Source organism: Cytobacillus sp. (genome assembly GCF_032154635.1).
In the GTDB taxonomy this organism is placed as follows: Bacteria; Bacillota; Bacilli; order Bacillales; family Cytobacillaceae; genus Cytobacillus.
Genome location: NZ_JALDXW010000005.1, coordinates 21,537 through 34,402, shown reverse-complemented (window position 1 = coordinate 34,402; position 12,866 = coordinate 21,537). Strand labels below are relative to the sequence as shown.

At 34.8% G+C, this 12,866-nt stretch carries 16 protein-coding genes; 2 read left to right on the top strand and 14 right to left on the bottom strand.

The window, feature by feature from the left end:
* Positions 1-75: 75 nt before the first annotated feature.
* The 4 genes from RUH74_RS05460 to RUH74_RS05445 all read right to left on the bottom strand — a co-directional run bounded on the left by RUH74_RS05460 (position 76) and on the right by RUH74_RS05445 (position 3,433).
* A complete protein-coding gene (locus RUH74_RS05460) occupies positions 76-1,536 on the bottom strand; it encodes a DUF4153 domain-containing protein (protein ID WP_313799256.1) in 1,461 nt (486 codons plus the stop codon).
* A 70-nt stretch (positions 1,537-1,606) separates the two neighbouring features.
* Positions 1,607-2,245 (bottom strand): HAAS signaling domain-containing protein, encoded by a 639-nt coding sequence (locus tag RUH74_RS05455; RefSeq protein WP_313799254.1) that lies wholly within the window; start codon positions 2,243-2,245, stop codon positions 1,607-1,609.
* Positions 2,226-2,573 carry a PadR family transcriptional regulator gene (locus RUH74_RS05450; RefSeq protein WP_313799252.1) on the bottom strand — a complete coding sequence of 116 codons (348 nt, stop codon included), beginning with the start codon at positions 2,571-2,573 and terminating at the stop codon, positions 2,226-2,228. Before RUH74_RS05450 ends, RUH74_RS05455 begins: the two co-directional genes overlap by 20 nt.
* A 128-nt stretch (positions 2,574-2,701) precedes the next feature.
* Positions 2,702-3,433, bottom strand: a complete 732-nt coding sequence (locus RUH74_RS05445; RefSeq protein ID WP_313799251.1) for a nucleotidyltransferase domain-containing protein — start codon at positions 3,431-3,433, stop codon at positions 2,702-2,704.
* 124 nt (positions 3,434-3,557) lie between these two features.
* Between RUH74_RS05445 and RUH74_RS05440 the strand changes: the two genes are divergently transcribed.
* Together RUH74_RS05440 and RUH74_RS05435 are read left to right on the top strand one after the other, a co-directional pair.
* On the top strand, positions 3,558-3,752 hold the full coding sequence (locus tag RUH74_RS05440) for a hypothetical protein (protein ID WP_313799250.1): 195 nt from the start codon (positions 3,558-3,560) through the stop codon (positions 3,750-3,752).
* Complete coding sequence (locus tag RUH74_RS05435) at positions 3,752-3,949, top strand: YwbE family protein (RefSeq protein ID WP_313799249.1); 198 nt, start codon at positions 3,752-3,754, stop codon at positions 3,947-3,949. The genes RUH74_RS05440 and RUH74_RS05435 overlap by 1 nt, the downstream gene beginning before the upstream one ends.
* A 221-nt stretch (positions 3,950-4,170) precedes the next feature.
* Here the strand turns inward: RUH74_RS05435 and RUH74_RS05430 are convergent, their stop codons facing one another.
* The 10 genes from RUH74_RS05430 to RUH74_RS05385 form a co-directional block, all read right to left on the bottom strand.
* On the bottom strand, positions 4,171-4,581 hold the full coding sequence (locus tag RUH74_RS05430) for a GNAT family protein (RefSeq protein WP_313799248.1): 411 nt from the start codon (positions 4,579-4,581) through the stop codon (positions 4,171-4,173).
* A gap of 36 nt (positions 4,582-4,617) precedes the next feature.
* Positions 4,618-4,917, bottom strand: a complete 300-nt coding sequence (locus RUH74_RS05425) for an antibiotic biosynthesis monooxygenase family protein (protein WP_313799247.1) — start codon at positions 4,915-4,917, stop codon at positions 4,618-4,620.
* Positions 4,918-5,044: 127 nt separating this feature from the next.
* Positions 5,045-6,028 (bottom strand): phosphotransferase enzyme family protein, encoded by a 984-nt coding sequence (locus RUH74_RS05420; RefSeq protein ID WP_313799246.1) that lies wholly within the window; start codon positions 6,026-6,028, stop codon positions 5,045-5,047.
* A 491-nt stretch (positions 6,029-6,519) separates the two neighbouring features.
* Positions 6,520-7,356 (bottom strand): DUF2785 domain-containing protein, encoded by an 837-nt coding sequence (locus tag RUH74_RS05415; protein WP_313799245.1) that lies wholly within the window; start codon positions 7,354-7,356, stop codon positions 6,520-6,522.
* 203 nt (positions 7,357-7,559) lie between these two features.
* Positions 7,560-8,612: an ATP synthase beta subunit C-terminal domain-containing protein gene (locus tag RUH74_RS05410; protein WP_313799244.1), complete on the bottom strand. Its 1,053-nt coding sequence runs from the start codon at positions 8,610-8,612 to the stop codon at positions 7,560-7,562.
* A gap of 473 nt (positions 8,613-9,085) precedes the next feature.
* Entirely contained in the window at positions 9,086-9,307 is a 222-nt protein-coding gene (locus RUH74_RS05405; protein WP_313799243.1) for a hypothetical protein, read from the bottom strand.
* 111 nt (positions 9,308-9,418) lie between these two features.
* Positions 9,419-10,054 (bottom strand): hypothetical protein, encoded by a 636-nt coding sequence (locus RUH74_RS05400; protein WP_313799242.1) that lies wholly within the window; start codon positions 10,052-10,054, stop codon positions 9,419-9,421.
* A complete protein-coding gene (locus tag RUH74_RS05395; protein WP_313799380.1) occupies positions 10,042-10,521 on the bottom strand; it encodes a sigma-70 family RNA polymerase sigma factor in 480 nt (159 codons plus the stop codon). The genes RUH74_RS05400 and RUH74_RS05395 overlap by 13 nt, the downstream gene beginning before the upstream one ends.
* 137 nt (positions 10,522-10,658) lie before the next feature.
* The gene (locus tag RUH74_RS05390) at positions 10,659-11,831 is read right to left on the bottom strand and encodes a TraB/GumN family protein (protein ID WP_313799241.1); all 1,173 of its coding nucleotides are present in this window, start codon (positions 11,829-11,831) and stop codon (positions 10,659-10,661) included.
* A gap of 230 nt (positions 11,832-12,061) precedes the next feature.
* A complete protein-coding gene (locus RUH74_RS05385) occupies positions 12,062-12,859 on the bottom strand; it encodes a PP2C family serine/threonine-protein phosphatase (protein ID WP_313799240.1) in 798 nt (265 codons plus the stop codon).
* Positions 12,860-12,866 lie beyond the last annotated feature (7 nt).

The window sequence follows — 12,866 nt, the reverse complement described above, 5'->3', positions numbered from 1 at the left end:
GCATAGAAAAAAGTTGCAAATTTGGAGGATTTTTATATTAATGTGTACGTTAGTCATTTTCTGGTGTAGTAAATTCTACTTCAATTCTAACTCCCCAAGCTTTTTATACGCTTTATCCCTCACTAGATTTTGCGATTGCCATGTATCTGCATATAAATACTCTCTTTCTGCTTTCCCCTGTTTTAGTAATGCTTTTAATCCTGGTACATTAGGGTCTTTATCATAAAGCTCAATTAGCCCAAGAATTCCTGTTGATGAAAAATTGTTTAAATAGTGGATATCAATTTTCCCTGTTTTCTCAAATCGTGCAATATTACGTTCTACCACAATCTGGTCAAGATTGATGATATTCATGCCAGCATAGTAAATAAGAGATGCGATGAAGTAAAAATGAAATAACGACAATCGATCTAGCCAGATTTTTATAAGGGTGTAAGCAAAAATGACCATTAGGAAAATCATGAACGAATTGACGAGTACTCTAGTAAACGTGAAGCCATATGCATCCTCATACATCGACATTCGCATAAAAGCTGATATGAGGAGGACACCGCTTGATAAAACTAACAACGATAAAGCAAAACGAATCGTTGTCTTCAATTTCCCTTGCACACTTTTTGAAAAAGTAATTACCACTGTTGTTACAGTCAAATTAATAAGGGTTACAAATAAGAGCTCAAAAAATCCTCGGCGCGCATATTCTGCATAGGTAAAGCCATCATCAAGGGTCCCGCTAAAGAAATATTTAAATTGGACAACAACAAATAAGATATACACTAAGTCTAGCAGCAATAGAACAGTCAAAGTAACGACTCCATCCATTTGAGGAAGCTTAAACGCATCTTTTTGCTGGACAATTTGTACCTTTTTTTGTAAAAGAACTTGCATGAACCCAAAAAATCCAAAAGTATAAATTAGAATGATAAGGATACGAAAGATGTATTCAGTTTGAAAGTTAAATAAATTAGGTATGTTACTTAAAAGCTTTTCAAATTGAGCATCAGCAGACATTAGCAGATTAAGAACAACAAAAAGAAACGGAATCGCAATCGCTATCCCTATAAGAACTTTTTTCCAAACATCATTACGTTTAGGATTACTGCTACGGTTTAATTTTTTTGCAATATATCCTATGAAATGACTCGCATAGCGAATTCCATGTCCAATCCTTAAAGTAGTGTATAGAATGAAAAACAGCTTATTCCATTCCATTTTTTTCGGAGAAGTGATTAATGCTAAATGAAAGATTACAAGTGTTGGGATAACAATGATATTTAACGTATAAAAAAGAATGGTATCTGTCAAGTAATAGCCTGCAGCTAAAAGCCATATTGAAATTAATACGAGATATCCCACTCGCTGATGTGAAAACGAAAACGAACGAAAACGAAAGAAGAATATAGTGTAAAAAACGGCAATAAATACAAAATAGGAAATACCAATTTCACCTCTAAAGAAAGCTTCTTCAGCAAGTATCCCTATCATTAAGCATAAAAGAAAAAACAACCAGTCTATCTTTCCTATTTTTAATTCCATGATACAAACCTCCAATATATTTAGTGATTCTATATATATAGTTTCTCTATGTATATGATTAAAAAAAAGCTTATACAGAAGCTTTTTTCCCCCACCGGTAACTAATTAAACAAATGGGGTATAAAAGAATAGTGTATAGGATGCAGATAACGATAAACGTTTCTGTCAGCAGCGGACTAAACCATTCATGTGGGATAATATTGAATACCGTTAAAATCATTAATAAAATATTGGGAAGTAAAGCTAGCAAAAAAGTTCCTTTCATTACCTTTCTTCCCTTATGTCCAAAGCCTCTCCCAATTTCATAGCCTAAGAGCGCCCAAAAAAATGAGTATATTAGTGCAATTATGATTGGAATGGAAGTCAATTGAATCCACACTTTCGTAAGCCAATCCCAATCAAGGAGATTATGTGCGATAGTAAGAATCGCTCCACCGAGAAACAAACATATATTTACCGCAACGAATAGCCATTTCATTTTACTAGTCGTTACGGAGAGTTCTTCCTTCCACAAATCAGCTATCTCTTTCGGTGTTCCGAACTTTGAATAAACTTGATCTTGAATCTCTGACTCGTTCTCTAGTTTGTAAAGAGAAACAAGAAACTCATCCAGATGTACCTCATAATCGTTCAAAATAGATACCTTATCTGGATGATTGATAAGTCTTTGTTCTAACTCAGCTAAAAACTCATTCTTCAGCCGTTCCATGTTTTTTTCTCCCAATCAGCTTGTTCATTACTGAAACAAAGTCATTCCACTCTCGGGTTTTCTCAAGCAGCATTTCCTTGCCAGCTTCCGTTATACGGTAGTACTTCCTTGCTGGCCCCTTCTCCTGTTCCTGCCAATAGCATTCAATGTATTCCTGCTTTTCAAGCTTATGCAGTGCAGGATAAAGCGTGCCCTCTTTCACGGAAAATTCATTTTCACTGCGCTTCTCCAGTTCTTTTACAAGTTCATAGCCGTACATGTCCCGCTCCTCTAATAGTTGCAGCAGCAAGAGCGATGTACTCCCTTTAACCAATTCACGATTAAACATTATTTTCACCTACCTAGTTTTTTTAGGTATATAGAGATTCTATACCTCTGCGATATAAATGTAAAGGGGATTTTTGTATATTTGATATTCCATTCTAAATAAAGGTATAAACTCCTCTATTGATTCATTCATGTGTTATTCCCACTTTTCCCTAATGAAAATCCATCAAATAGCCTTCCACCAAAAGGAAGCAAGATAGAATCAACTAATTGAATTACTTGACTTTTTTCTCCACTTTTATAATAATCATCAAAAGCTTCTATAATTTTTTCTGCGAACGCTTCATCATAATGTCTTAGAGAGCGTACGAGCCATTTTGATGTACCAATCCATTGGTTGTTAGTTCTTAAATAGAATTCGCTAACTAATTCAGCAAGAGTATTTGCAATAAAGAGTTCTTCTGCCCTGTTCGAACATCCAATAAAATCATCCAATGCGTCTGTTATAAAATAGCGCTTTGTTTTTATCGTCTCTACTGACCATTTTTCTGGTCCATTTTCTAATAATTCCTGTGCTTCTTTTTTTATAGAATCTATAATTCCATGATCTTGTAGAACGATTCCTTCTGAAATCATCCTCGGCAAAGAGGGTTTTGCTCTTTTTCGATCACTTTCAAAAAATAATTTATAAGAGGCTAAGTTATGTACAAAAACCTCTATTGCCCATCCAATATCTATTAGCGATTCTCTATAAGAAGTACGAATATTTTTCTCAAAAATAATTATATCAAGGTCTGATGTTTCCGTTGCTTCTCCACGAACGACGCTTCCTGCTAATAATGCGCCTTGACTATCAGGAAAATGTTTATTGATAAATTGTTGTGCAGCTTCAATCGGAGGAAGCTTATTTTGAGTACTCACTGTATTCACCCCGGTTTAACTAAATATATTGTTTCTGATCTCCCAAATCCATTCATTACTCTTTCATAAACCCCAAAAATAGATTATACTTCTAACTAACATATTCCAAATGGAGGAAATTCTTATGACCGATAACAATCAATCCAATGCACTAAAAAAGAAAGTAAGTCTTCAAGAGGCAATGAAAAAGCAGCTTGAAAATAAAAAGAACCAGAATTCACCTAGTAAAGGTAAAGCAAATGTAGACCTTTCTGCAAAGAAAATGAAAAGCCAGCAAACGAAGAAACCAAGCAATACCCGCAGAAAAATGGGCAGCTAATGAATGGAACTAATCGCAAAGATATCTCATCAGGGATTACTGTTGATATTGTATTGAAGGCAGATCAAAGAACTGGAAAGCTTACAAGAGGAATCGTTAAAGATATCCTCACCAATTCTAGTACCCATCCACACGGAATCAAAGTTCGCTTAACAGATGGGCAAGTTGGAAGAGTCCAGCATATTATTTCTAAATAAGAAGACAAAAAGCATTCATGGTTATTTCCAAAGAATGCTTTTTAATTCAATCTAGATAATAGAAGAATGTATCATTTCGCACCTATCATTAGTAACTATATATTACATTTCTTATATGTTCTTTTGAAACATAGTATGTCCATCAACAGTACCTACTTTTTCAAAACCATTATTGCGATAAAAATCATTTAATTTATTATTACTCCCTACACAATCCAATCTTAACGTATTTTTTCCTTCCTTTTCAAGATGAATTTCCAGCCATTGTAAAAAACTTCCTTTCCTAGACCAGAACCGATTTTAGAACGAGTTAGGGCTAATCTGTGAAGGTATACAGCCCCATCATTTAATTTTCCCCAGATATATTTGTCCCAAGAGCTTTGTGCCTGATACAGTGTAAACGTAGCCGCAATCTCGCCATCTTTTTTAACAATAAAAGTCTTTTTATTATTTATTACTTGTCTTATTTCATCATCTTCTCCTCCACCCGCTAGGAATCCCCATTGATCAATCCCCTTTTCATTTAGCCATTTTGCAGCATCTTTTAAAAGTCCTAGTATTTGGTCTGCTTCTTTACTCGTAGCTACAGACACTTCATACTCCTTCAACAAAGAAATTAAGTTATTTGGCATTTTCCATTCCACCATTTTAGAATATCTAGACCCTACTTATTTAGAAAGAGTAACCCTTTGAAAATGTTCAACTGTAGGGAAAGGGTTGTAAAAATGATGCAAAAGCTTTTTCCATTGCTGATATTCTGGAGACTGACGGAATCCTATTATGTGATCATCTAAACTTTCCCAGTGCACCAAAAGCAAATACTTTCCCTTGGTCTCAATGCAACTTTGCAATTCATGTGAGATGTAGCCTTTCAATGAAGAAATGATAAGTGATGCCTTACGAAAAGCATCCTCAAATTCATTCTCCATTCCCTCTTTTACCTGTAACATTGCGACTTCAAGAATCATTGTTAAACCTCCCGTTTATTATTTTTTAAAAGTAGTTCGCTAACTGAAACGATTCAGATAGAACACAAATCTTACTCCGGATTTGCGTCCTATTTTTGAAGATTACCTTTTGTGCAAACTCCAAAATTTAAATCTCCATACCAAACCAAGAAGATTCTTCTTTCATACCCTTTATCAATTCCTCTCTCAAACTTACTAACCAGTCAGGTTCATTTTCCCACTTTTCTTCTATTGATCTTAATACACGAACATACCCATATAAATTTGCGAAACGTCTACAAGCTGGTTCTATGGATAGCATATCTTCTGAAAGTTCATATTCAGTACGATATCCATCCATGAAACATTGCTTTTTTTGCTGAAACATTTCCGCTGGAATACAATCTTGCATGCTATCTAGTGCTCGAACGATATCCATTATATACCAGTGATACATAGCATCGTCAAAATCAATAACATTACAAGAGTGAGACGCTTCATCATAGAATACATTGTCATATTCAAAATCGTAATGAACCAGTCCAAAATTGCTTTTTGTAATAGGAATCGAGTAAAAATAGTCTTGCAGTAATTTTGTTTCCATTAAAGCTGATGTTTCATGTGGTAAATCAATTAGAGTATTATGGATCCAATTTAACACGTCACTGAAAGACCATCGTTTATTCTTAATAGGTTTATACTCACTAGATAATTGATGAAGTTTACCTAATGCTTTTCCATAATTGAAAATGATAAAATCACTTAAATCGGTCTTATTAAGCTGTATGCCTGCTACACGTTTAAATACAGAAGCAAAATATTCGCCCCATGGGGTTTGTGCTTCAATAAGTTCCTCCCCATTTTTTGACAAAGCCGTTTCTAAAACACCGTACTGTTTAGAACGCAAGTAAGAAATAAATTCAAGTTCTGCTAAAATATTTGTCTGACATTTCTCTGATTTTGGGGAAAATCTTAACATTTGTGTCTTGTTTCGTATTTGAAACGGATAAATTGCATTTGAAGATATCCTATAATATTTAAACAAATCAATAGATTCTTTGTCATATTCCCAGTTTCCCAATAACATTTCTGCTAAATCGCTATTGTCAAAAAGATATTTTAACTTCAACATAAACAGACAACTCCTTAATGGCCCTTTTTTAATACTAAAATGTTCCTTTGAAAAAATTGTTCCAACCGTGCTTGATAATCCATTTGTTACCTTCAGTTAAAATTTTGAAAATACCAGCCGGAATTAAATATTTGTCATATAAATCAAACAAAAAAACCACAGAATTATATTAAATAACCCTGTGGCTCAAACGGTTTAATTCATAACAAAAAAGCCTGTGCTTTTATTTGCCCAAGCTCAAATCATAGGTCAAATCAACTTATTTCTACCTAATTTAATCCGTATGAGTGAGAGGCAATAAATTTAATATCCAAGGTTATCTTCATGAAATTTATCATTGCGTAAACTCACTCCCTTCCATAATATTATGAATATTATATCATTTTATTTATCACTTTTCTATAAATTTTTCGGTGATTCAAAAATATGGTCTTTTGAATGTACTTCTTGTAAATCTATCCTTTTTCTATTTTTATTCATAGATTTTAAACTTAACGAATTGCAAAATTATTTAGTCTTCCTTCAGCTTCAAGCAAAGCAGCTTTAAGCTGATCGCTATATCCTCTCCTAAAATAAAGACACCTCATAAAATTCTTGCTGTTTATCTGTGCTATCATTTGTTCACGGCTTCTCTTCCAACCGGTACATTCTGCCAATCCGATTAACCAGTCAGTAATTTTCTCATGAGGAATTAAGTTTTTTACTATCATGGTATCTACTATGCTTGCAATTCGTTCATCCTCCTCATCACAGAAAATATAGATGCCATTATGAAGCATCCTTTTTATCGCATCTAGCACTTCAAACTGCAAAGATATATCACTTTCAGGGCATTGTATAAGTTCTTCTAAAGCATCGGCACCGTGAGCTGCACTATGTGCCCACCCTTCTATAGGTAAATAGCCGCGTAAATCTTTCTCCTCTCTATAATAGTGAAGCAAAGCATTCTTTACAGATTGGTAGTCAGATATCGTCAAAAACGGCTGTTTTAAGTGGCGGTGTAATATTAGTGCCACAGGCAGGACAGAAAAAGATCTTGTTAAAACTGTTAGGTCACCTGCATTTCCGAGATGATATAACAAATGCTGCTTATCTATTAAAATAGACAATAGATTTCTCAGGTCTTCATCTGTAAATTTGTTTGATTCAATAATCCACTTATAAAAAGTTGTATAGATAAGATCATCTCGCAGCTCAGGCTGAGGATCACCAATATAATGAAGCATCTGAGGAAGGAAATCCTGAACAAACTCTCCTTCACGCAGCTGAAATAGTTCCTTCTTGATTCTTATAAGATCCTGTTTCAATTTTTTATTAGTAATATACATTTTTCCATTTCCTAACAATATGACAGATGATAAAGTCATTTTAAACTATATTTATTGTTATCATCAGTAAAAATTATAAGCTATAAAGCATTTAAATATCTAATAACTATAAAGAAAATAAAGAATTTTCTGATGTTACTCACATATAATTTTTATATACAAAAAAACAGAACTCAAATACCGAGTTCTATTTTTACTTCCTATTAATCTGCAACATATTGTCCAATAAAGGTTAACCGTTCAATTTCGACTGAATCAGTCACCCCATCAAGGATTTTACGTACATCATTAATTGTATCAGTTAGGGACACAGATTCCCCTTTTGTTCCAGTAAAATCTTCTGCGACATAAAATGGCTGGGTTAAATAGGCTTCTAGGCGTTCGCCGCGTTTAAATGTTTGGATTTCTGCTGCTGGGAGATGCTCGGATCCTCGTACATTTACTAATGACCGAAGCTCACGATACCGACGTAGAAGTTTTTGTGCACGTTGTTGAGTGGTGAGATGATTCTGATCTAGATGGGCTCCCTCTAATACAGATGAGGTTGAATAAATAGGGTTGATTGCAGGGAATTTATGTCTTGCTGATAAATCTGCATCGAACTGCCATAATGTTTCAAGCGGACCGTATGGAAGGTCCTCGTCAACTGACTCTCCTGTTAAATCGACTAAAAAAGTAGTGACACTATTCATTCCTATTCCCTGTAATCGCTCTTGGAGTTCATAAATTTCCCCAGTTAAAACATTTTTTCGATCGGCAGCAAAAGCAATTTCGCTTGTCTTGCCCTTCATTGCTATTTCTTCATATGCTTCATTAATCGTATTTGCAATGATGTCAGCATTTACAGCAACATCATTTAATTCTGGATAGTCCCCTTTTGGCATGAGCAAAATGGTGGTAAAGTCATCCTTTTTTAAGCGGAAAAATAACTCCGACAATAAGACAAGCTGCCCCATTCCGTGGCGTGCTACGAGACCAATTGTGCCGCCTTTTGCAAGTGGTGCTAATAGATCCAATGCTTTTATCTTCGTTTCAATCATCTCAACCTTCTCCCCTCTAATGATCAACTCATCCAAACTACACGCTGCCAACGAAGCAAGTGCAACTAATGTGCGAACCTCTGACCTGCCGACAGGAATCTTACCTGTGCAAAGGTTTGAAACAGTAGCAGGACGCAAGCCAACAGATTTTGCCGCCGTCGTCAAATTAGGTACTCTTCTACGTAATAATGAAACATTTAATCTCAGATCTTCCAATTTTTTCACCTCCTATTACTTTAAAGAGTAATCTATTTTCATTTAAAGCGCAACACTTTTTTACTCTTTAGCGTAAATATTTTTTCATTTTCGATTTAGATTTTATACTTTAATAACTCAAAATTTTAATATTTCAAAACTAAGAATTGAAATAGCTTGTATTTACTGTGGGAATATATGAAAAGATTTAGGGACGTAAGAAATCGATGGGATATAAAATTAGAGAACTTAAGATGATATCCATATGGAATTTTCGGTGATAGTGGACATTAGTGAGGGCGAATGATACCTTTCTTAAGGAAAATTCACTGGGGGCGGGCATCAAAGAACGCGGATAATTCCCCTCTTAAAAAAAGTCACTTGGGGATTGGCATCAGTGAGCGTAGAAAAACCTTTATCAGAAACTAAAAAAAGCAGGGATCAAAATTCACCAATGATTCCTGCTTCCATGTTATGGGTAAAGATCTCCACCCTCACAAAACCTTCTTTTCCTTTTGTTCTTCATGCTGCATTTGTTCCAGCTCAAGCCTCATTTTTTGGGTTTCAATTAAGTAGTTTTGATGCTTTAGCTTCTCCAATTCTAATTCATCCTGGATCATTTTATGCTTAATTTTTGACTGTTTTTGAAAGTGATCGGTTACGATGGCAATGATTGGTATGGAAAAAATCATCACAACAGCAATAGCTCCAGTCATATTATCCCTCCTAAGGAAAATATCTACAGTATTAATATATCACAGAAGAAGCTGTTGGACTCCTATCTTTGCGTATAGATTTTTTAATTATTTTCAAATCATCTCCATTGCTTATTTGAAAAATTCATCTACCAATCCCTTTCTATCTTCCCAATCACGAGTGATCTTTAATTCGTCATCATTAGCAATTGTTAATTGTCCCTTTATGGCAATTTCTTTAGAAGATTGATTGTCATAGATTTGTATTTTCATCGTATAATTGTAGTCGATCATCCCATTCTCCTTTTCTTTTTCCTTTTCTATTTTGATATCTGATAATGCGATACTTTTATTCGTTTGTTGGGCAATTAATGGCGCTGTGTCATAAAAACGATTTGCCATTTGTTTTTTATAGGCATCCTCTGAAAGGAAATCCTTTACCCTCTCACTAATTTCAATACCTGTAGGCGAATAGGCTGGATCTTCAATTGTATACTGGATGATTTTGTACTCCGTTACAAACTGATAAACCTCTTCCTCACCATATGAGCTCGAATGCAGCTGTGGTAAAAATAACAGAATGACTAATAATAATGCACATGTTCCTGCTAACATGGAGGGATACAAGTGAAAGTGCTTTCTTTTCGATCGTTTTTGACTCTGATTGATTTGCGCAATAAATCTGTTTCTCGCATTTTGATCTAACTCAATATTTTTGTAAGTATGCTCATCAAGTGCCTTTTTCACACAATTTTTTAGTGGGTCCATTCTAAATCGAACCTCCTTTTTATGAGTTCTCTGCCACGGGTTAACCTCGTTCGGACAGTACTTACATTTATGCTCAATAAGGTGCTAATTTCTTTGCTATTTAGATCATGATAATAATAGAGGATAATAATTTCCCGATATTTAACCGGCAATGTCATAATGGTTTTTGATAGTTCAAAATTGCGTTGCATAGCTATTATTTCAGTCTCTATACTTTTGTCACTTCCCCTATCTTGAAAAAACTGATTGAAACTCATGTAACGATAATGCCAACTTTTTAAATAATCTTTGCTTTTATTAATCGCAATTGAATAAAGCCACGTTTTTAAAGAGCTATCTCCTTTAAATTCCTCCAATTTTTGAAATACTGTTAGGAAAACATCCTGCGTAATTTCTTCCATCGTATGATAATTTCTCACATAAGAGTATATTAGCTTTCTAATCTCATTTAAGTAATCTTGTACGATTGATTCAAATAAATCATCTCGCTGCTCCAGTTTTCACACCTCATTTCTCTCTTAATCATTAGACGATGCAAGGAGCTTACAAAACTCATCTTTATAAAAAAATGTTGTCCCTTTTCAGAGACAACATCTTTTGTTAACTATAAATGCTGAATAAATAAGCGAATGACATCTGCTCCGCCAATAAAGGTTCCGATTGAGCTTCCAATATTGGCTAGGACAACAACAAGAAGGATTCGAGTTACCTTATTTTCCCAAAATCCTTTGAGACTAAAAACATCCTCAGAAAGTGTTTCAAAATCCTTAACACTTGGTCTTCGGAAATAGGCTTGGACAATTCCTGCAAACCAGCCTGCAGCAAGTAACGGGTTTAAGGACGTAATTGGTGCACCTATAAAGGCAGTTAAGATAGCAAGTGGATGTCCAAAAGCAACAGCCGTACCAATAGCGGATAAGGAACCATTCCAAAGTACCCAACTAATGGTTTGTTGAAGTCCTGCCGAAGGATTGGATAAAAATGTATAGATAATTATTGCAATTATAAGTATTGGTATGGACCAGCCAATGATCTTTGGGGCTTTTGATTTTGGCGGAATTTCATTCAAACGGTCTAAGTTATGTTCTTTCTTTATTTCTTCTTTAATACCTGGAACATGTGCTGCACCTAGTACAGCAACCACTCTTTCTCCAGGGGCATTTTTTATTTTCTCAGCTAAATACTGGTCCCTCTCATCAATTAATGGCGTTTTTAATTTCGGGAAGGTCTCAGTAAATTCATTCAAAATGGCATTGATCGTATCCTGTTCTTTAATCTTTTCCAGTTCCTCTTCTGATATGCTCTCTTTGCTGAAAATACTAGCTATTACTTGTGTTAGAAGCAATGCTTTTCCTTTTAATCCAATCCCTCCCCAAATACGCGAAAAAGTAATTTGGATATTTCGGTCAGCAAGAACTAATTCTGCACCTATCTCCTTCGCTGATTCAATTCCTTGAATCATTTCTTGCCCAGCATTTATGCCAAATTGCTTTGCCATACGGTTCTGGAAGGAAGAAATAGCTAGATTCATCAATAGCAAGGAGGCTTTCCTTTCTTTTATTACTTGGAAGATGTCCATGTCTTTCCACTTATTCCCATCAGTAATGGATTTATATCTTTGTTCATCCAATTCGATACAAACAGCGTCCGGCTTTTCTGCCTCGATTACTTCTTTCACCAATTCCGCGCTGTGCTTTGATACGTGAGCAGTACCAATAAGTATGTACTCCTTATTTTCTATGTGTAATCTAGTTATATTTTCATTTTCTACAGACATATATTACCTTCCCTTTATTAATAATTAGCCAGTTTCAATTAAGGATGCTTATCATTCAATGCTAACCCTTACTTAATATAGTATAACAGGATTTGCAACTTCCTGATATGATTTGATGATAGACGATAATATTTTAGCTTTTTTTTCCTATAGCAACATTCAGCAGCAAACTAAGGCACAATAAAAGAGGCATAAATCGCCCCTCCGTTTACATTGCAATAGCATGTCCCCTATTCCTTACTTGGTCTTGTAACTGAATCGGTTATGTTTACTTTCCAAGAAATAATAGTTGTACTGTCTTTTACATGATTATCCTGAATGTTTTGAAGAAGCCGTTTTATACTCTCTTCTTCTTCCGAACTTGAAATTACCTTATATATTTCTTTTGGATTAGAAAATGGTTCATTCGGGCATTCGATAAGTCCATCAGTTGTTAAAAATATCCGATTAAACCCTTTTCTTAACTCTCTTATTCCCCTGCTATAACAGGGAACTGTTTGTTCAAACGTGTTGACTTTTCCAACCCATTCAAAGAATTGCCGTTGATTTATTTGGTATTGACCTAGAGAAGCAAGTTCTGGATGAAAGATATATAAGGAACAATCCCCTATTGATAGCCACCAAACATATTTATCTTTTCGAGCGACAATTAAACAAGCAGTTTCTCCTTTAATTTTCCGACAAGAAGAGAGAAATTCTTCTCCTTGGAATAAATCCAAGACTACTTCTTCAAGCCTTTTAAAGCTTTGATTAATAGGCATTGATAAGCTCGTTACAATTTCTGGTTTTTTCATTGTAAATTTCTCTATTACTATTTCTGCACTCTCCGCGGTATTATGTGCATCTAAAATCATAGCAAGTTCCCAATCCTTTTTTTCGCCTATCCATATTAAGCAGCCATCATCATTTTTATTCTGCCCTGCTGTTGATTTCCCTCCAAAACGCCCAATCCTTATTTGATTGATTTTTTGAACATTTATTTTATCAATAAAATGCTCCTGACTGCCAACCCATGTGAATTCTTTCATTAGAATA